This window comes from Paeniglutamicibacter psychrophenolicus, assembly GCF_017876575.1.
GTDB classification, from domain to species: Bacteria; Actinomycetota; Actinomycetes; order Actinomycetales; family Micrococcaceae; genus Paeniglutamicibacter; species Paeniglutamicibacter psychrophenolicus.
Map to the genome: position 1 here is coordinate 4,674,984 of NZ_JAGIOE010000001.1, position 19,679 is coordinate 4,694,662.

Below are 19,679 nucleotides of genomic sequence, written 5' to 3' on the forward strand. Positions count from 1 at the left end.
GAACGGGCGGTTGAGTGGTAATTGGTGTTGGGCGGGCGGAGCCTAGACGGCAGGAACCGGAGCAATGGAGACCGGCACCCCGGTGAGCAGGGATTCCTGGGCAGCGTCGGCAACGCGAGATGCGGCCACGGCGTCCCATGGCGAGCAGGGGTTTTCCCGTTCCCCCAGGACGTACTCGATGAAGGCCACCAGTTCGGCGCGGTAGGCGCCGTCGAAGCGCTCGATGAATGTCTGGTGTGCGGTGCCGGAGGGGAAGGTGATGCCTTCCTCGGCCGAGTGCAGGGCGGATTTCTCGTCAAGGCCCACCACCACGGTGTCCTTGGACCCCTGGATCTCCAGGCGCACGTCGTGGCCCGCCCCGTTGTAGCGGGTGGCTATCGCGGTGGCCACCGTCCCGTCCTCAAAGGTCAGCACGGCCAGCGCGGTGTCCACATCCCCGGCGGCTCCGATCCCCGGGTCCCCGTTGTTCGAGCCCTTGGCGTAGACCTCGACGATTTCCTTGCCGGTGAGCCACCGCAGGATATCGAAGTCATGGACCGAGCAGTCGCGGAAGAGCCCGCCGGAAGAGGCAATGAACTCAAGGGAAGGAGGGAACATGTCCCCGGTGATGGCACGCATCGAGTGGATCCACCCGATATCCCCGGCATCCAGGCGGCGCTTGGCGTCCAGGTAGCCCGCGTCAAAGCGGCGCTGGTGGCCGATCTGCACCCGGCCGTTGGCGGCTGCGATTTCCTCCAGCAGCGGCAGGGCGGCCTCCACGTCGCCGGCCACCGGCTTTTCGCAGAAGACCGGCAGGTTCGCGGCGATGCCGGCCCGGATCAAGTCCGGGTGCGTCATGGTCCCCGTGGCAATGAGCAGCGCGTCCACTCCCGAATCGATCATCGATTGGACGGAGTCGAAGAAGCTGGCGCCCAGGCCCTCGGCCACGGTGCGCGCGTAGTCGGCGGCAACGTCGGTGATCCACAGGTTCACGTCCAGGCCACGTTCGACCAGCTGCGGGCGCAGCGAATTGAGGTTGTTTGCGTGCATGGTGCCGATGCGGCCGACTCCGATGAGTCCGATGTTCAAGGTCTTCATGGTGTTTGCTTTCGTGTGGTGGTGTCCGGGAATTCCATGCCGGTCTGGCGTCGGATTTCGTCGGCCAGTTCAAGGGTCCTCAGTGTGTGTTCCAGCGGGCGTTGCGGTGCCTCGGTGAGTCCAGCGGCAATGCTTCTGGCCGCCGCCGCCGCTTCAAAGTGCAACCCCTCGAAGTGTGCCCCGGGATCCTCCTCAAAGCGCAGTTCACGTCCGTCTTTATGACGCAGGGTAAAGCCGCCGGGCATATTGAAGGGGCCGTCGATGCGCAGGGTCGCTTCGGTGCCCACGATCACGGCCTCGGTCGGGGTGAAGTTGTACAGGTTGGTGTTCACGATTCCCTGGGCCCCGTCGGCGAACCCCAAGGCCATGGACAGTTGGCCGTTCACGCCCGAAGGATGGGGTGTTCCGATGGCGGCCACCGATTCCGCGGCGCCGAGCACCCTGGTGGCGAAGGCCAACGGGTAGGTGCCCAGGTCCATGAGCGGACCGCCGGCCAGGGCCGGGTCGAAGATCCGGTGTCCCGCCTCGAAGTGCTCTCCGTATTCGGCGAAAACCGAGACGATGTCTCCCAGCGCTCCGCCCTCCAGCAACTGGGTGACCACGTCGAACTTCGGCAGGAAGAACGTCCACAGGGCCTCGGCGGCAAAGACGTTCCGCACCCGTGCGGCCTCGGCCATGATCCGCACCTGTTCACCGGTGATGCCCATGGGCTTTTCCACCAGCACGTGCTTTCCTGCCTCTATTGCCGTCATGGCCGCATCGAAGTGTTGCGGGTGCGGGGTCGCCACGTAGACGATGTCGACGTTTGGATCCTGTGCCAGTTCCTTGTAGCTTCCGTGGCCGGCGGGTATCGAGTGCTTGGCCGCAAAATCTGCCGCACGCGAGGCCGACCGGGAGCCGACGGCCGTGATGTTCTGCGCGGAATGCGCCTTGACTGACTCGACGAATCGTTCGGCGATCCAACCGGGGCCGGCAATTCCCCAGTTCAGCACTGGTGCATCTTGCGAATCGGGGACCCGGGACTCGGGAAGTGCAGCGGGGAATCCGCTCATGGGCGCTCCTGCGCTTTCTGGCGTTGCCGGTGTCGGGAATTGGGGAATCAGCTGGTCGCACCCGGTTTCGGCACGCGTTCCGGGTGCCGAAACCGGTGGGCGCCACCGGACTCGGAGGCTAGGAGTGGCGCCCGGCGGCAGGGGCGTCCAGGGCATCTGCCACCTCGGCCTTGACCTCGGCAAGCACGTCGGCGTGGCCGCCGGACTGCTCGAGCTCATGGGCGAGTTCGGCCAGTTCCGCGCCGCCTGCCATTTGGCTGGTCAATTCGTCGATGGTGATGTCCTTCTTGTCGTAGTAGCCGATCGACTTGCCGCGCTTGAGCAGCAGGAAGCGGTCCCCGACAGGGAAGGCATGGTGCGGGTTGTGGGTGATGAAGATGACGCCCAGGCCGCGGTCGCGCGCCTGCAGGATGTAGCGCAGCACCACGCCGGACTGCTTGACGCCCAACGCCGCGGTGGGTTCGTCAAGGATCAGCACCTTGGCACCGAAGTGAACGGCGCGGGCGATGGCGACGCACTGTCGTTCACCGCCGGAGAGTTGCCCGATGGGCTGCTCCACGTCCCGCAGGTCGATGCCCATGGCGGCGAGCTCGTCCTTGGTGATCTTCTTCATCTTCTCCACGTCGAGGCTCTTGAACGGACCCACGCCCTTGGTGAGTTCGGAGCCGAGGAAGAAGTTGCGCCAGATCGGCATCAGGGACACGACCGCGAGGTCCTGGTAGACGGCGGCAATGCCGGAGTCCAGGGCCTCTCGAGGGGAGTTGAGCTTGCGTTCGGCACCCATGATCTCCAAGGTGCCGGTGGTGTGCTGGTGGAGACCCGCAATGATCTTGATCAAGGTCGATTTGCCGGCCCCGTTGTCACCCAACACGCAGGTCACGCGTCCGGTGTCCACGGCCATGGTGACGCCGGTCAGGGCGATGATGTTGCCGTAGTGCTTGCCGACGTCCTTGAGCTCAAGCAGGTGCACCGGGGTATGGGTGAGCGGGTCGGTCTGTTCCTGCAGCAGCGTCGCTTGGTCGATGCGTTCGGTGGCTGGGGGATTATTGGTGTTCGTCATGGGATTGGCTCCTTGGTTCCTTGCGCTGCTACTTGGTCTCGGCACGTTTCTTCACGATCAGGTTCACGATCGTGGCCAGCAGCAGCATCAGGCCCAGGAAGAACTTGAACCAGTCCGGGTTCCATTCGGCGTAGACGATGCCCTTGTTGGCCATGCCGAAGATGAAGGCGCCGATGGCCCCGCCCACTGCCGAGCCGTAGCCGCCGGTGAGCAGGCAGCCGCCGATGACGGCGGCGATGATGTAGAGGAATTCGTTGCCGATGCCCTCACCGGACTGGACCGTGGCGAAGGCGAAGAGGTTGTGCATGCCCAGGATCCAGGCACAGAAGCCCACCCCCATGAACAGTCCGATCTTGGTGCGGATTACCGGTACGCCCACTGCGCGCGCGGCATTTGCGTCGCCGCCCACGGCGAAGATCCAGTTGCCAACACGGGTTCGCAGCAGGATCCAGGAGGCCACTGCCACCAGGACGATCCAGATGAAAACCGTGATCTTCACGTCGACCCCGGCGATGTTCACCGACGAGGCGAAGACGGAGCGGGCCGATTCGAAGCCATCCATGTCTGCGATCGAGGGTGTGGATACCGAGCCGCCGATCAGTCGGGTCAGTCCCAGGTTCAGGCCGGTCAGCATCAGGAATGTGGCCAGCGTGACGATGAAGGAAGGAAGGTTGGTCTTGATCAAGATCCAGCCGTTGATGAATCCGACGGCCAGCGAGACGACGAGCGCGAGCACCACACCCACCCACACGTTGGTTCCGAAGTACCAAGAAAAGAGGGAAGCACTCAGTGCCGAGGAAATCACCGCGACACCGGTGGAAAGGTCGAATTCTCCACCGATCATCAGCAGCGAGACGCCCACCGCCATGATTCCGATGGTCGAGGACCCGTACAGCACCGTGGCGAAGGATGAAGGCTGCAGGAATACGGGTGCCACGAACGCGAAGAACGCGAACATGGCAACCGCGCCGACGAGGGCACCGAATTCGGGCCGACCCAACAGCGTTGAGATGGCGCCCTTGGACGCCACCCGCTCATCGGCCACCTTGGGGGCGGTGGGCGGGGTGAGGAGTGTGTTCGTCATGATGTGAATTACTTTCCGTTGGTCCGTGGCGGCGGTGGTTTCATCCACCGCCGCCACGTGGGTCTTTGACTGTTAGCGGATGCCCTGTTCGGCGAATTCGAGGACCGCTGCGGCGTTCTCCTTGGAAATGATGGCCGGGCCGGTCAGTACCGGCTGGCCGCCACCGATCTCGAAACCGCCGCGGGTGTTCTGCCATAGCGCATCAACTGCGCCGTATCCCTGCAGCCACGGCTGCTGGTCAACAGTGAAAATGACGTTTCCGTCGACGATTTGCTGGGCCAGTTCGGGGTTCAGGTCAAAGGAAGCAACCTTGGCATCGGAATTGGCTCCGGCCACCGATTTCAGGATGGTCAAGGTGAACGGTGCGCCGAGCCCGATGACGACATCGACGTCCTTGCTGGCTTGCAGCTTGGCCGTGACGGTGGACTGGACCTGGGTCATGTCGGTGCCTTGCACGTAGAGGATTTCCGATCCGGGGACCTTTTCCTTCACGCCTGCACAACGATTCTCAAGGCCGACGTGGCCTTGTTCCTGAATGACGCAAACGGGGTGCTTGAATCCGTCGGCGGCCAGTTTCTCGCCGACCGCTTCGCCGGCGAGCTTCTCATTGGAGCCGAAGTGCGTGAAGGCGCCGAGTTCCTTGGACCGGTCCTCGCCTGCGTTCAGGCTGACCACTGGAATACCCGCGTCGCGGGCCTTTTTCAACGCCGAAGCCAGGGCATCGGGCTTGGCCAGCGTCACGGCAATGCCGTCAACCTTCTGGTCGACAGCTTGTTCGATGAGCTGGGCCTGGCGTCCTCCGTCCGGGTCTGAAAGATACTGCAGGTCGACATTGTCCTTCGCGGCCGCTTCCTCGGCGCCCTTGCGCACGGTGTCCCAGAAGGTGTCACCGGGTGCAGCGTGGGTGATCAGTGCGACATTGATCTTTGGTGTTGTGACAACGGCACCGGTGGCGCCGTCATTGGCCGCTTCAGGTGCCCGGCCGCCGTCACTAGAACATGCTGCCAAGCCGAGGGCCGGAACAATCAGCGCTGCCGCTGCTACCTTGCGCCAGGAAAACTTTGACATTACAAGAATCTCCTTGAGTCGTGGGCTCGCCTCGTTGCTCCAAGACGGCCCAGGGATTCCAGCCGAGTGTCGGAGGCGTCATTGGCGCCAACCAGCTGCTCCCTTTCCATTGATCATCGTGACTACAGTCACACATGTCAAGACATTGTCAGGACATATTTACATCAGCCCTTACTTGGCGTCGATTGTTACGCACCCGCAAGGCCGCTCAGCGCCGGCCGCAACACCAATAAGATCCCGAAACGTCCAGGAATTCTCGCGGCGGGGCGCCCCGGACCGCCATGGCAAGGGATGGGGAGGAACCAAGACGAGGAACCTCCCCACCCGTCACCGCCTTCCGCTAGCGGAGGCCTTCCTCGGCGAACTTCAGCACGGCCTTGGCGTTGTCCTTGTCCACAATGCTCGGGCCGGTCGGCACCGGCTGCCCTCCACCAAGGGCGAAGCCACCCACGGAATCGAGCCAAATCGCATCGATCGACTCATACCCCTGGAGCCACGGCTGCTGGTCGACAGTGAAGATGATTTCGCCGTCCACGATCTTCTGGGCCATTTCGGCATTCATGTCAAAGGATGCGACCTTGGCCGAACTATTGGCCTCGGCAACGGATTTCAGCAGCGTCAGGCTGATGGGTGCACCCAGCCCGATGATGACGTCCACGTCTTTCGACGTTTGCAGCTTTGCGGTCGTCGTCGACTGCACCTGGGTCATGTCGGTGCCCTGGACGTAGAGAACCTCGGTGGCGGGGATCTTGGATTTCACCCCGGCGCAGCGCGCCTCGAGTCCCACGTGCCCCTGGACCTGGATGACGCAGATCGGCTTCTTGTAGTTCTCATCGAGAAGCTTTTGCCCCACAGCTTCTCCGGCGGCACGTTCGTTGGATCCGAAATTCGCGAAGGCACCCAGCTCCTTGTAGCGATCCTCGCCGCCGTTGAGGCTGGTGATGGGAATGCCCGCCGCCTTCGCCTTGGCCAGGGCGCCGGCCACGGCGTCCGGCTTGGCCAGGGTCACGGCAATGCCGTCAACTCCCTGGTCCACGGCCTGCTCGATGAGCTGGGCCTGGTTCCCGCCCTCGGGGTCACTGAGGTACTGCAGATCGATATTGTCCTTGGCCGCTGCGGCCTCCGCACCCTTGCGGACAATGTCCCAGAAGGTGTCCCCGGCCGGAGCGTGGGTGATCATCGCAACCTTGAGGCGCGGGGTGTCGGCGACGGCACCCTGGGCCGAGGCGTCCGGCTCGGGGGCACGCCCGCCCTGGCTGGAACAGGCGGTGAGGCCAAGCGCGGGAATCAGCAAGAGCGCGGCCGAAGCCGTGCGCCAGGAAAATTTTCTGGACATGGGAATGCTCCTCGAAATGAAAGTGAATTGATTGAGATTGCGATTGCCATGGGAACTGGCATGTGTTCGCGGCTGGGCCTTGGGTCGGCCGCTCGTTCGTTCACAATCGAGCATGATTTGTTAATTTCGAGAAGTCAATAGATTGTCAGGACAAATATTTTAACTAAATAAAAAGGCACACCAAAGTTTCGCCATTCATTTACTCAATGATTGGCGTGTCTTGAGCGCGGCGGGCGCGGCCCTTAGTCGGCCGCCCTCGCCGTCGATCCGCGCACCACGAGCCGGGGTTCCACCAGGCTTGTGGCCGCTTCCTGCTCCGCTCCGTCGAAGCGCGCCAACAATGCCAAAGCGGCCTGCCGCCCGACTTCAAGGTTCAGGGCATCCACCGTCGTAAGCCGCAACAGGTTGGAGGATGCCAGCGGGGAATTGTCGTAACCGAGAAGGGATATGTCCTCCGGAACCCGCAGCCCCAGGTCCCTGATGGCCGCGGCCGTGCCCATGGCCATCGAATCGTTGGCAGCAAAGACGGCAGTGGTCTCGGGATTGGCCTGAAGCAGCATCTTGGTGAAGTGAAACCCGTCCTGCTCAGAAGTTCCTGCGTCACCCAGCACCACGGGTTCAACCCCGGCTTCGTGAAGAGCATGGACGAATCCCGCAGCGCGCTCGCGGGCCGAACCGCCGCCGCCCGTCACGTGGCCGATTTTCCGGTGCCCCAGGCCCAGCAGGTGGTCAGCCGCCAGCTTGCCGCCACGCCTGTCGTCACTGGTGACGATGTCCGCCCCGGGAATCCGTCGGAGCCGGTTTCCGGCCAGGACGGAGGGCACTGCGATCCCATCGCCCATCTCGGGGCTCGGTTCGGAGGCAACGACGATGCCGTCGACCCGCATGGCCAAAAACCCCTCCAGCGGCGAGGCATCCACATGGGCGTTGAACGACCTGTCGGACACCGCCACCCGGATGCCACGTTCGGCCAGCACTTCCTGCACGCCATGCAGGAAGTCGACAAACCACAGGTTCCGGTAGTCGTCGATGATGACCCCGATGGTACCGGTGCGGCTTCCAGCCAGCGCCGCGGCAGCCCGGCTGGGCCGATAGTTCAGTTCGGCAATCGCCGACTCCACGGCCGCGCGCCGTTCCGCCGAGACGTTGGGCGAGCCGCGCAGCACCAGGGACACCAGCGACTTGGACACCCCTGCCCGCTTGGCAACGTCGTAGATGGTGGGACGCTGTGCTTCCCGGGGTCGGGCAGATGCGGCGGTTTCGGTCATTTTCAAACCCTTCGGGGAAAAAGATTGACAGGACATATGGACAACCGTAACGTTCATATGGAGCGCTCCAACAGTCTAGGGCATCATCAGCAAATGTCACCACCATCCCCCGCTTTTTAGTTTCCAAGGAGACACCCAATGTCGAATGAAATCAGGGTTGCCGTCATCGGCGCAGGCATGGCCGGCAAGGCCCACGCCGCCGCCTTCCGCAGCGCCTCCACGCTCTACTCCCCCGTCCTGCCGCCCATCAGGCTCGTGTCCATCGGGGACATGAACCCGGAATTCGGCTCGCTGGCCGCGCGCCGATTTGGCTACGAACGCACGGACAGCAGTTGGCAGGCCATTGCCGAGGCCGACGACATCGATGTTGTCAGCGTCGTCATCGCCAACTCCCTGCACCGCCAGGCCGTCGAGGGACTGCTGGCGGCCGGCAAGCATGTGCTGTGTGAAAAGCCGCTGAGCGACACCATGGAGGACGCCCGCGCCATGGCCGAGCTCGCCTCCAAGGCCAGCGGGATCGCACGCGTCGGATTTACGTTCCGCCGCACCCCCGGCATCGCCTACATCCGCGACCTGATCCGCACCGGCGTGCTGGGCGACGTCCTGCACTTCAGCGGCCGCTACTGGACCGATTACGGATTCGATGCCGCAGCACCCATGAGCTGGCGCTACAAGGGCGGGGCCGGTTCGGGCGCCCTGGCCGACGTGGGAAGCCACCTGGCATATGTCTCCGAGTTCCTCTGCGGCGACATCACCGCCGTCAGCGGCGGACGGCTGAGCACCGTCATCAAGGAACGCCCCCTGCCCCTGGGCGCCGTCATGGGCCACGACCATACCCCGGTCAGCGACACGTTCGAACCGGTGGAAAACGACGATTACGCCGCCTTCTCCGCGGAATTCGCCAACGGCGGCTCCGGCGGCTTCGAGGTCTCCCGCGTCGCCGCGGGCCACGCCAACTCCCTGATCTTCGAGGTGTTCTGCGCCAATGGGTCGGCCCGGTTCGACCAGCGCCGGCCCGCGGAAATCGAGCTCTTCCTCAACGAGGGTGCCAGCGCACAAAACGGCTACCGCCAGGTCATCCTCGGCCCGGAGCACCCCTACCTGGCCGGCGGCCTGCCCATGGATGCCCCCAGTGTTGGATTCGGCCAGAACGAGGCCTTCGCCTACCAGGCGCGCGCCTTCCTCGAAGAGGTTGCCGGAGTGTCCGAGGCGGAGTCGCTGCCGCGCTGCGCCACTTTCGAAGAGGGCGTGCGGAACATGGAGGTCCTGGCCGCGGTCGCCGCTTCGGCGCAGGCCAACGGAAAGCTCGTCACCATCTAGAACGGCCCCGGTCCCCGCGGCGGCGGGCGCAGGACCCGGCCCGCCGCCGCGAACCAACACATGACAGGCGCCAGGGCCACTGCAAACACCGAAGGGGAAGTGCCACCGGAAATGAGCGAAGAACCCGATGTCCGCATTGGACTGGTTGGCTACGGCTGGGGAGGAAGATACTTCCACGCCGCCGTCATCGAAGCCGCCGCCGGCGCCGTGCTGGCAGGTGTCGTGACAACCTCGGCCGCACGGCGAGCAGACCTGGCGATCGAGCACCCCGGGGTCCGCGCCCACGACTCCCTTGAATCCCTGGTGGCATCGGGCATCGATGTCCTGGTGCTCTCGGTGCCCGCCCCCGGGCGGGAAAAGCTGGTCAGGGAGGCCTTGGGCTCGTGCGCAGTGGTGATCCTGGACAAGCCCTTTGCCATGGATGCCGGCCAAGCAAGGGAGTTGGCCGCATGCGCCGAGGCTTCCGGGGCACGCCTTGGCGTCTACCAAAACCGTCGCTGGGACACCAACATCGCAACGCTGGGCGCGGTGCTTGCCGAGGGCCGGCTCGGTCAGGTGCAGAGCCTGGAATCGGTGTTCGACCAAAACGAACCACGATCCGTCGAATCGGCCTCCAGCGGAGGAGCCCTGCTGGATCTGGGGAGCCACTTGGTGGATCAGGCGCTGTGGCTCTTCGGCCCGGTCGACAACGTCGCGGCCGGCATGACGTGGACGCCCACCTCGTGGGGAGTCAACGACTCGGCATTCACCATTCGCCTGGACCATGCCAGCGGCGTCACCAGCTGGCTGTCCGCGAACAAGCTGGCGGATCAGGGGCAACGCCTGCTCCGGGTCCAAGGCGAGGACGGCCTGCTCACGCTCCGGGGCAACGACATCCAGGCCGAGGCCCTGCTGGAAGGACAACGCCCCGCGGACAACCCCGGCACCTGGGGCTTCGACCCGGTCGAAGCCACGCTGGTTACCGGCGGCCGAACGACGGCGGTTGCCTCGGCCCAGGGAAGGTACCACGCCTACTACGAGTTGCTGGTCGAATCCGTGCGCCACCGGACACCCTTGCCGGTGTGCGCCTGCGAGGCCGTTGCCTGCCTGCGGGTTTTGGATGCCGCCCGGCTCAGCGCCACCCTGGGCGGAACCGAGGTCCCCGTTCCCAAGGCGGAAACCCAACCATGCCTGCAGTGCTGACCCACTGACCTGAACCGACGGGGAACCAGCCTCCTCCATGAGCATCTGGGCTGCTATGCTCAACTCAAGTTAGAATGTCTTGTCAAACTATTCGTGCGGAATGCCAACGGGTTTCATGGAGGAAACAATTGAGCGTGGACCTGAATATCCAGATTGATCGTTCGTCCCCCGTGCCGCTTTACCACCAGATCGTCCAGGGCATCGAGACCGCCATCCACGACGGAACGCTGGAAGCCGGCAGCCGCCTGGAGAACGAGATCGATCTGGCGCAGCGCCTGAATCTTTCACGCCCAACCATGCGCAAGGCCATGGACGAACTGGTCCGCTCGGGGCTGTTGGTGCGCAAGCGCGGCGTGGGAACCCAGGTCGTCTCCAGCCAGGTGCGTCGGCACCTGGAGCTTTCCAGCCTCAACGACGACCTTGAACGTTCCGGGAAGACTCCGACCACCGAATCGCTGAGCTTCAGCCACGGCCCTGCCGACAAACGCGTGGCCGACCTGATGAAGCTCCCGGCCGGGGTGCAGGTCTACCACTTCACGCGCCTGCGCAGCGTGGACGGCAGCCCGCTGGCACTGATGGAAAACTGGGTGCGCGACGACATCGTCACCATCGACGAGCAATCGCTCAACGAGCGCGGGCTCTACCAGATCCTGCGTGATGCGGGCGTGAATTTCCGGCTGGCGAACCAGCGGATCGGCGCCATGATCGCCAACGACTACCAGGCCCCGCTGCTGAAGGTCGCCGAGGGCTCTGCGCTGGTGACCATGGAACGCACTGCTGTCGATGACACCGGCCGCAGCGTGGAGACCGGCAGCCACGTGTACCGGGCTGATTCATACAGCTTTGAAATGACTCTCGTCCAGCGCTAGAAATGCCGGGCACCAGGAACCTCGAAAGGGCAGAACCTTGACAGATTGGGTATATCCGGCCGGAACAGCCACCGACGGAGCATGGCAAACATCTATCGGCGCAGTTGATTCAGAACTGGATGTTCCCGGTTGGGCGCACACCGGCATCAAGATCGCGGTCCTTGCACCCGGCGAATCGCTGTCGATGCCTGCGGCGGCGGAGGAACGCATCATCGTCCCGCTGCAAGGGGCCTTTAACGCCGCGGTTGACGGCCAGGACCATGAACTTGCCGGGCGCCCCTCGGTGTTCAACGGGCCATCGGACGTCCTGTACACCGGCATCGACACCGCTGTGACGGTCTCCTCTGCGGCAGGTGGCCGCTTTGCCGTGGCGCTGGCACCGGCCCGGGCCGCCTACCCCACGCGGCTGGTCACGGCTGCCCAGACACCGGTTGAACTTCGCGGAGCGGGCAACTGCTCGCGCCAGGTCCACAACTTCGGCACGCCCGCGGCGCTGGAGGCCGACCGCTTCATCGTCTGCGAGGTCATCACCCCGGCAGGCAACTGGTCTTCCTATCCCCCGCACAAGCACGACGAGGAGAAGGACGGGGAGTCCAACCTCGAGGAGATCTACTACTTCGAGACCCGCGTGGCCAGGGATTCTCCCGCCCCCGAGGAGAGCGATCCGGTGGGCTACGCCCGCGTCTACGCCTCCGATGAGCGCCCCATCGACGTGAACGTCGAGGTGCGCACCGGCGACGTCGTGCTGGTTCCCTACGGCTGGCACGGGCCCGCCATGGCGGCACCGGGCTACGACCTGTACTACCTCAATGTCATGGCCGGGCCGGGCAGTGTGCGCGAGTGGCTGATCAGCGACGACCCCCACCACGGCTGGGTTCGAAGCATCTGGGACCAGGAGTCGATTGATCCTCGGCTGCCTTTCACGTCCTAGTCAAGCTGCAGGCTGGTGCCGTATCCGGGATTCCCGGATACGGCACCAATGCGTTAAAGCCCGCTGAGGCCATTGATCGGTAATGCACCGGGACGAAGGCACCGCCGCTGCGCATGGACTCGACCATGGCCTCACCGACGAGCGAGGCCATGGGGCACCGCCCGGATCATGGATGGCCGGTGGACGATGGCGAACCGCCTACCGGTGCGGCCCGGCAGGCATGTTGTACGGGGTGATCACGTCGATGGGCGTGGACGGGGGCGCCCAGGTCCCGGGCAGCGCCCCGTGAAAATGCATCAGCGCCCGGCAGGCCGAATGCATGTCCCCCTGCAGGTTGTGGTGCAGCACGACGCTCAGGGTTCCGTCGGAGAGCAGGAGTGCGTTTTCCGGGTTCAGGTCATGCCCGATGAACACCTTGGGCAGGTGCCCCGATTCCCGCCAGGCCCTGGCCAACCCGGGGTTTCCTCCGCCGGGCGAGTAGAGCCCGGACAGGTCCTGGTGTTCGGCGAGCGCCGCGCGCATGACCTCGTAGGCGGTGCCGTCCAGTCCGTCCGAGGCCGGCAGGTAATGCACCTCGCGCCGCCCGCCCAGGGCACGCATCGTGGAACGGAAGCCGGTCTCCCGTTCCTCCTCGCCCTGGAAGATCCCGTTGCTCAGGGTCACGGCCACCGACCCGTGGCGCCCGGCCAGCCATGAGTGCATCAGGTATGCGGCCGTGGCACCGGCGGCACGGTTGTCCATGCCCACATAGGCCAGCCGCGGGCTGCCCGGCACATCGGTGACGAAGGTGACCACGGGAATCCCGGCCCGGGCCAGTCGCTGGATCGCGGCGGCGATCTCGGGCGTATCGGGTGCCTTGAGCAGCACCCCGTGCGACCCCCGCCGGGCAATCGCATCGAGCTGCAGCACCAGTGATCCCGAACCCCAGCGCTCTCGCATGTGGAAGCGCGCCCGGAATACTGCCGGGCGAAGCAACGGCAGTTCGGCCTCCAACGCACGTCGGGCCGCCATGTGGAACCTGGCCGGGGCATCGACCACCACGTCGATCATGAACCGCCGCCCGGAGAGCTCAAGCTGCGTACTTTGCGCCTCCAGGTCCGCGATGGCCTGCCTGACCAGGCCGATGGTCGCGGGCCTGACGCCGGGCCTGGAATGGAGGACGCGGTCCACCGTGGCGTCGCTGACCCCCGCCTGCCGGGCAACTTCCCTGATGGAGAACCGGTGCGCCATGTTCCTGGCCTTCCTGAGGTGTTTTTGATGGATTCTTCCCTAGTATCCCACCGCCGCACTTCCGGAGAATAGGTGGTACCGGGAAGACCACTGCAACCCCGCCGGCCGGCACGGCACACGGCGGCGAACTTGAGGGGTTCCTGAGGTACCCGATTCGCACCGGAGCGCTTTGCGCACCGGCTTTCCGAAAGGACAAAAACATGACCACCACCTCGACCTCGGCAGGCGCCGCACGCTGGTTCCGGACCGAAGACTGCAATCTGGAGGACTTCGCGCAGATCGTCTCCACCCAGACCCTCATTCAGGACTACCCGTATGCCGACGCCGTGGAACAGAACGTGCTCATCTACGGCCCGCGGCTGCACTCCTACCTGGACGACCCGGCCGAGCGCGCCGACGTCCAGGCCGAGTTGGCCCGTGCACTCACCGAGGGCCCGGGCATCGTGGTGTTCAAGGGTGCCTTCCCCGATCTGGGCGTCGTGGACCGTGCCACCGGCGCCTTCAACCGCCTGATCGCGGCACAGAAGGCCGCAGGGGTCACCGGCGGGGACCACTTCGCCAAGCCGGGCGCCAACGACAGGGTCTGGGGTGCGCTGGACAAGCTGGCCCTGGCCGAACCGGAGGTCTTTGCCGAGTACTATTCCTCGGACGTGCTGGCATTGGTGTCCGAGGCGTGGCTGGGCCCCAACTACCAGGTGACCAGCCAGGTCAACGTGGTGAACCCCGGCGGCGGCGCCCAGCGCGCACACCGCGACTACCACCTGGGCTTCATGTCCGCCGAGCAGGCCTCCGCCTACCCTGCCCACGTCCACCTGCTCACCCCGGCGCTGACGCTGCAGGGGGCCGTCGCACACTGCGACATGCCCCTGGAATCGGGTCCCACCCTCTACCTGCCGCACTCCCACAAATACGCCCCGGGCTACGTGGCCTTCCACCGGGAGGACTTCACCGAATACTTCCAGGCCAACCACGTCCAGCTGCCCCTGGACAAGGGCGATGCCGCCTTCTTCAACCCGGCGCTGTTCCACGGTGCCGGAAGCAACGTCTCGACCGACATCAAGCGCATGGCCAACCTGCTGCAGGTCTCCTCGGCGTTCGGGCGGGCCATGGAAACGGTGGACCGCACCGCCATGGGCAAGGCCCTGTACCCGGTGTTGCTGGACCTGAAGGCCGCGGGAATCCCGCAGGCGGTCCTGGACAACGTCATTTCCGCCTCTGCCGAGGGCTATGCGTTCCCCACGAACCTGGATTCGGACCAGCCCATCGGCGGCCTGGCACCGCTGTCGCAGGCCGATGTGGTCCGCGAACACCTGGGGCGCGACGCGGCCCCGGAAGAATTGAACCAGGCCCTGGACGCCCAGGGCTCCCGACGAATGACGGAGGCAAAGTAAGTGGAAAAGCGCATATTGAGGGTCGGGCTGCTCGGCTCGGGCCGCATCGGACGGGTCCATGCGGCCAACCTGGCCGCCCACCCCGGGATTGACTTCGCCTGGGTGGCGGACCCGATGCTCGATTCGGCCCGTGAGGTCGCCGCCCTGCACGGGGCCACTGCCACCGCCGATGCGGCCGGTGTGCTGGAGGATCCGGCCCTAGACGCGCTGCTGATCTGCTCGCCCACCTCGACCCACGTGGATTTGATCATCGAGGCCTCCCGGCGCGGCATCGCGGTGCTCTGCGAAAAACCGGTCGACCTGGACCTGGCCCGCGCCCGGGCCTGCCGCGAGGCGACCGCGGGTGCCACCGCACCGATCATGATGGGCTTCAACCGCCGCTTCGACCCGTCCTTCAAGGAGGTGCGCGAGGCGGTGGAAGCCGGGGAGATCGGCACCCTGGAAAACCTGGGCATCACCAGCCGCGACCCGGCACCGGCACCGCTGGGCTACCTCGAGTCCTCCGGCGGGATCTTCAAGGACCAGTCCATCCACGACCTGGACATGGCCCGCAGCTTCCTGCCCGACATCGTGGAGGTCACCGCCCACGGATCAAACCTGTTCGACGAGGGCATCGCCGCCCTGGGCGACTACGACACGGTGCTGATCACCCTGCGTGCCGCCTCCGGCGCGCTGGTCAGCATTTCCAACTCCCGGCATTGCGCTTCCGGGTACGACCAGCGGCTGGAGGCCTTCGGTGCCTCGGGCATGTTGGAGGTCGCGAACATGACCGACACGATGGTGCGGCGCTCCACCGCCTCCGGCACCGGCACCGCCGGCGCGTTCCAGCCCTTCTTCCTGGAACGCTATGCAAGGGCGTATGCCGAGGAGCTGGACTACTTCGTGTCCTGCGTGCTGCGGGGCACCGCTCCGGTGCCCGGGCTCGAGGACGGGATCGCGGCCCTTGAGCTGGCCGAGGCCGCGTTGCTCTCGGTGCGGGAAAAGCGGACGGTGGCCGTGTCCGAGATCCGCCGGGGCGGTGGTTTCCCGGTGAGCCTTCAGAACCTGCTCGCCGGCAAGGTCCTGCTGGTCTCCGGCGGCACCCAGGGCCTGGGCGCAGCCATCGCCCGGGCCGCCGCCGCCCAGGGAGCCGAGGGCATCACTGTCACCGGGAGGAGGGCCGAGCCGGGGCGGGCACTGGCCGCCGAGCTCACGGGCGCGGGCACGCCCACCGAATTCATCGCCGCGGACCTCGCCGTCGTGGCCGAGGCACGGGCCACAGTCACAGGGACCATCGAACGCTTCGGGCGCGTGGACCTGGTGGTCAATGCCGCGGGCCTGACCACCCGCGGGACCATGCTGGACACCGACGAGGCGCTCTTCGACGCGCACGTCGCGGTGAACCTGAGGGCCCCGTTCTTCATCATGCAGGAGGCCATCGCGCACCTGGTGGAACGCGGGGCCGGCGGGAACATCGTCAACATCGTGACCATGTCCGAGCACGGCGGGCAGCCCTATCTGGCACCCTATGTGGCGTCCAAGTCCGGGCTGGCGGGGTTGGTGCGCAACGCGGCCCATGCCCACCGCTGGGACCGGATCCGGATCAACGGGCTGAACATCGGCTGGACCGCCACCGAGGGCGAAGACGCCATCCAGCGCCGCTTCCACGGAGGAGGAGACGACTGGCTGGCCAAGGCCTCGGCCTCCGTACCGATGGGCAAGCTCGGCCAGCCCGACGAGATCGCCGACTTCGTGGTGTTCCTGCTCTCGGGGCGCTCGGGGGTCGTCACCGGTTCGGTGATCGACTGGGACCAGAGCGTTCCCGGGGCCCACGATTAGGCGAATGCGTTCCTGAAACCGGCGAGGGCGGCCTCCGAGTCGCCGGAGGCCCACCCTTCAAGGCCCACGGTCCCGGTGTAGCCCAGGGCACGCAGCGCCGCGGCGATGGCCGGGTAGTTGATCTCCCCGGTGCCCGGTTCACAGCGCCCCGGAACGTCGGCCACCTGAACCTCCCCGAGGTGGTCGATCGAGTCGCGCAGCAACGCGATCAGGTTCCCCTCCCCGATCTGCGCGTGGTACAGGTCAAGCATCATCTTCACGTTCGGGTGCCCGACCCCGGCCACCAGGGCCAGGGTGTCCTTGGCCCGGGCCAGCGGGATGCCGGGGTGGTCCAGGACGGTGTTCAGGTTTTCCACGGTGAACACCAGGCCGTGTTCGGCCCCGAGCTCGCCGAGCTTTTCCAGGGTGCGGGCCGCGGTCAGCCACATCTGGCCCGTGGCCCGGAACAGCGGCCGGGCCGCCTGTCCGTCGATGAGTTCGGCCGGGTGCACCACCAGCCGTTCGATGCCCAGTTCCAGTGCGGCGGGGACCAGTTCGGCGGCGGTGCGCAGCACCTCGCCGCAACTGTCCGGGTCGATCAGGGAACCGGCGCTGTAACCGGTCATCGAGGAGAAGTTCGCGCCGGTGGCCGCCAGCGCGGCGATGTCCTTGGTGCGCGAGTCCCACATTTCCACGGCAAAGCCCAGCTCGTGGATCTTCTCGACCCGCTGGGTGAATGGCAGGTCAAGGAACACCATCTCGGCGCAGACGGCCAGCTCCAGGCTCACAGGGCACCGCCGGCGGTTTCGCGGACCAGCCGGACCGCTTCGCCGGTGCGCACGGATTCAACGCAGGCCAGCGCGATTTCCAGGGCATCACGTGCCGCCTGGGCCCCCGGGGTGGGAACGGCAGGGGCCTCGGCGTGGCCGTTGCGGGCCGCGATCAGCTGGGCAAAGTGGGCAAGTTCCGACCGGTACGCCCCGGCAAAGAGCTCGATGTTCAGCCGCTCGGTGGGGGCCTGCGCACCGGCCGCGGTGAATGTGCCGGTGGCCAGCTGCACCGGGTTCCCGGCGGTGGCCATGCCGGCGGAACCGAAGACCTCCCCGCGCACGTCATAGCCGTAGAGGGCGCTGAAGCTGGCCTCGGCCACGGCGATCGCGCCGTTGTCGTAGCGCAGGGTCACCACGGCGGTGTCCAGCAGTCCCCCGCCCTTGAAGGACGGTTCCACCAGGGCATCGGCCATGGCACGCACCTCGGTGACCCGGGCGCCCTCGTTGAACCAGTTCAGGGTGTCAAAGTCATGGATCAGCGTCTCCAGGAAGATGGTGTTGGGCTTGATGCGTTCCGCGTGCCCGATCCCGGCGGCGGTGCCCGGGTCGCGGGTCAGCGAACGCATGAGCTGCACGCTTCCGATGTCCCCGGCGTTGATGCGGTTCTTGGCTTCGGCGAAGTCGGCGGCAAAGCGGCGGTTGAAGCCGATCTGGAATTCGACACCGGCGCGGTCCACGGCATCCAGCGCACCTTCCAGCTCCACCAGGTCCAGGCCAGCGGGCTTTTCGCTGAACACATGCTTCCCTGCGGCGGCGGCCTGGGCGATCAGCGTGGCGTGGAAGGCGGAGGGCGCGGCAATGAGCACCCCGTCGACATCCGGGTCGGCGAACAGATCCGCCGGGTCTGTGGTGTGCTTGGCGATCCCCAGCTCGGCGGCCAGCGCCGCGGCAGCGCCGGGCGCCGGGTCGGCGACGGCTTCGAGCCGCACTCCGGGCAGGTGGCCGGCGAGGGAGCGGGCGTGGAACGCGCCGATCCAGCCGCAGCCGATGACCGCGATGCGGATGGGTTCCGGGATTGGCGGGGTGTTCGGGGAATAGGCCATGTGGTTCACGATCCTTCTAGAACGTTCTAGTTTCTGCTGTCCCGGCAACTATGCCACACTGTTAGTCAGTCGTCTAGATCGTTCTAGAAGAACTCCCGGAAGGCCCGAAATGAATCAATCCGCCCCGCCCCCACGCCGCACCACCCTGGCCGATGTCGCCAGGGAGTCGGGGGTGTCGGTGGCCCTGGCATCGATCGTGATGCGGGGGGCCGAAGGCGCCAGCGAAGCCTCCCGCCTCAAGGTCAAGGCCGCCGCCCAAGCCCTTGGCTACAGGCCCGACAGCCGGGCCCGGGCCCTGCGTTCGCTGCGCTCAGGCCTGCTGGGGGTCTCGCTGCGACTGGACGAACCGTTCCATGCCGAGCTCGTTGACGAGATCTATGCCGCCGCCGAGGAACACGGCTACGAGGTCGTGCTCGGGGCCGTCGGGAAACACCGAAGCGAGGCCAGGGCGCTGGAGGGGCTGGCCGATTCGGGGTGCGAGGCCATCCTGGCGATCGCAGCCTCCGGCACTCGTGCGGAACTCGCCGCGGTGGACGCCAGGCTCCCGCTCGTCAGCCTGCTGCGCGAGGTTCCGGGAATCGACTCGGTGTGCACCGATGACGCATCGGGGGTGGACCAGGCCGTGGCCCACCTGGTCGGCCTCGGGCACCGAAGGATCTTCCACCTGGACGGCGGCGGTGCGGTGGCCTCGGCCGAACGCCGGAGCGCCTACCTCGCGGCCATGGAGCGCCATTCGCTGGGCGATCTGGCACGCGTGCTGCCGGCCGGGGCGGATGAACGCGAGGGTGCCGCGGCGGCTGGACGCCTGCTGGCCGATCCACGGCACCCGGCGCCCAGCGCCCTGGTGGTGTTCAACGACCGCTGTGCGCTGGGGGTCGTGGACGCGCTGGAGCGCGCAGGCCTGGCGGTTCCTGCCGACATCTCCGTCGTGGGGTTCGATGACAGCCAGTTTGCCCGGCTGGCGCACATCGGGCTCAGCAGCGTGCGCCAGGACGTGGCGGCCCTGGCCCGCGCGGCCATCGAGCGGGCCGTGGCCCGGCTGGCGGGCCAGGGGCCGGGGCTGCAACGGCATGCCCCGGCACTGGTCGTGCGCAACAGCACCGGCATCGCACCGGCTTCCTGACCCTCGCTCCCCGCCCGG

Annotated in this window: 17 protein-coding genes; 7 read left to right on the plus strand and 10 right to left on the minus strand. The window is 66.2% G+C overall.

All coding sequences use genetic code 11. The features are described from left to right. Nucleotides 1–42: 42 nt before the first annotated feature. The 7 genes from JOF46_RS21015 to JOF46_RS21045 all read right to left on the minus strand — a co-directional run bounded on the left by JOF46_RS21015 (nt 43) and on the right by JOF46_RS21045 (nt 7,945). Nucleotides 43–1,077 carry a Gfo/Idh/MocA family oxidoreductase gene (locus JOF46_RS21015; protein ID WP_209911084.1) on the minus strand — a complete coding sequence of 345 codons (1,035 nt, stop codon included), beginning with the start codon at nt 1,075–1,077 and terminating at the stop codon, nt 43–45. Continuing rightward, nucleotides 1,074–2,129 (minus strand): Gfo/Idh/MocA family protein, encoded by a 1,056-nt coding sequence (locus JOF46_RS21020; protein ID WP_209911086.1) that lies wholly within the window; start codon nt 2,127–2,129, stop codon nt 1,074–1,076. The genes JOF46_RS21015 and JOF46_RS21020 overlap by 4 nt, the downstream gene beginning before the upstream one ends. A 118-nt stretch (nt 2,130–2,247) precedes the next feature. Beyond that, nucleotides 2,248–3,189 (minus strand): ATP-binding cassette domain-containing protein, encoded by a 942-nt coding sequence (locus JOF46_RS21025; RefSeq protein WP_209911088.1) that lies wholly within the window; start codon nt 3,187–3,189, stop codon nt 2,248–2,250. A 28-nt stretch (nt 3,190–3,217) separates the two neighbouring features. Beyond that, nucleotides 3,218–4,273: an ABC transporter permease gene (locus JOF46_RS21030; protein WP_209911091.1), complete on the minus strand. Its 1,056-nt coding sequence runs from the start codon at nt 4,271–4,273 to the stop codon at nt 3,218–3,220. A gap of 72 nt (nt 4,274–4,345) precedes the next feature. Beyond that, nucleotides 4,346–5,341 carry a sugar ABC transporter substrate-binding protein gene (locus JOF46_RS21035; protein ID WP_209911093.1) on the minus strand — a complete coding sequence of 332 codons (996 nt, stop codon included), beginning with the start codon at nt 5,339–5,341 and terminating at the stop codon, nt 4,346–4,348. Nucleotides 5,342–5,681: 340 nt separating this feature from the next. Beyond that, nucleotides 5,682–6,677 carry a substrate-binding domain-containing protein gene (locus tag JOF46_RS21040; protein WP_209911096.1) on the minus strand — a complete coding sequence of 332 codons (996 nt, stop codon included), beginning with the start codon at nt 6,675–6,677 and terminating at the stop codon, nt 5,682–5,684. Between the two features lie 242 nt (nt 6,678–6,919). Continuing rightward, complete coding sequence (locus JOF46_RS21045; RefSeq protein ID WP_209911099.1) at nt 6,920–7,945, minus strand: LacI family DNA-binding transcriptional regulator; 1,026 nt, start codon at nt 7,943–7,945, stop codon at nt 6,920–6,922. Nucleotides 7,946–8,083: 138 nt separating this feature from the next. Here JOF46_RS21045 and JOF46_RS21050 point away from each other — a divergent pair, with 138 nt between their 5' ends. The 4 genes from JOF46_RS21050 (at nt 8,084) to iolB (ending at nt 12,247) form a co-directional block, all read left to right on the plus strand. Continuing rightward, nucleotides 8,084–9,265: a Gfo/Idh/MocA family protein gene (locus tag JOF46_RS21050; RefSeq protein ID WP_209911102.1), complete on the plus strand. Its 1,182-nt coding sequence runs from the start codon at nt 8,084–8,086 to the stop codon at nt 9,263–9,265. A gap of 111 nt (nt 9,266–9,376) precedes the next feature. Then, nucleotides 9,377–10,447, plus strand: a complete 1,071-nt coding sequence (locus tag JOF46_RS21055) for a Gfo/Idh/MocA family protein (protein WP_209911104.1) — start codon at nt 9,377–9,379, stop codon at nt 10,445–10,447. Nucleotides 10,448–10,575: 128 nt separating this feature from the next. Continuing rightward, the gene (locus tag JOF46_RS21060) at nt 10,576–11,316 is read left to right on the plus strand and encodes a GntR family transcriptional regulator (protein ID WP_209911107.1); all 741 of its coding nucleotides are present in this window, start codon (nt 10,576–10,578) and stop codon (nt 11,314–11,316) included. A 37-nt stretch (nt 11,317–11,353) separates the two neighbouring features. After that, complete coding sequence (iolB, locus tag JOF46_RS21065) at nt 11,354–12,247, plus strand: 5-deoxy-glucuronate isomerase (RefSeq protein ID WP_209911110.1); 894 nt, start codon at nt 11,354–11,356, stop codon at nt 12,245–12,247. 198 nt (nt 12,248–12,445) lie between these two features. On the opposite strand, the gene JOF46_RS21070 is transcribed toward iolB, so the two are convergent. Next, nucleotides 12,446–13,477, minus strand: a complete 1,032-nt coding sequence (locus JOF46_RS21070; protein WP_209911112.1) for a LacI family DNA-binding transcriptional regulator — start codon at nt 13,475–13,477, stop codon at nt 12,446–12,448. Nucleotides 13,478–13,677: 200 nt separating this feature from the next. On the opposite strand from JOF46_RS21070, the gene JOF46_RS21075 reads away from it, so the two are divergent. After that, nucleotides 13,678–14,868, plus strand: coding sequence for a phytanoyl-CoA dioxygenase family protein (locus JOF46_RS21075; protein ID WP_209911114.1), 1,191 nt, complete (start codon nt 13,678–13,680; stop codon nt 14,866–14,868). After that, nucleotides 14,869–16,686: an inositol 2-dehydrogenase gene (gene iolG, locus JOF46_RS22790; protein ID WP_342592525.1), complete on the plus strand. Its 1,818-nt coding sequence runs from the start codon at nt 14,869–14,871 to the stop codon at nt 16,684–16,686. On the opposite strand, the gene JOF46_RS21090 is transcribed toward iolG, so the two are convergent. After that, complete coding sequence (locus JOF46_RS21090) at nt 16,683–17,453, minus strand: TIM barrel protein (RefSeq protein WP_342592526.1); 771 nt, start codon at nt 17,451–17,453, stop codon at nt 16,683–16,685. The two genes, iolG and JOF46_RS21090, sit on opposite strands and share 4 nt — an antisense overlap. Beyond that, entirely contained in the window at nt 17,450–18,538 is a 1,089-nt protein-coding gene (locus tag JOF46_RS21095; protein ID WP_209911117.1) for a Gfo/Idh/MocA family oxidoreductase, read from the minus strand. Before JOF46_RS21095 ends, JOF46_RS21090 begins: the two co-directional genes overlap by 4 nt. Nucleotides 18,539–18,647: 109 nt before the next feature. Here JOF46_RS21095 and JOF46_RS21100 point away from each other — a divergent pair, with 109 nt between their 5' ends. Then, nucleotides 18,648–19,661 carry a LacI family DNA-binding transcriptional regulator gene (locus JOF46_RS21100; protein ID WP_209911120.1) on the plus strand — a complete coding sequence of 338 codons (1,014 nt, stop codon included), beginning with the start codon at nt 18,648–18,650 and terminating at the stop codon, nt 19,659–19,661. Nucleotides 19,662–19,679: the final 18 nt, after the last annotated feature.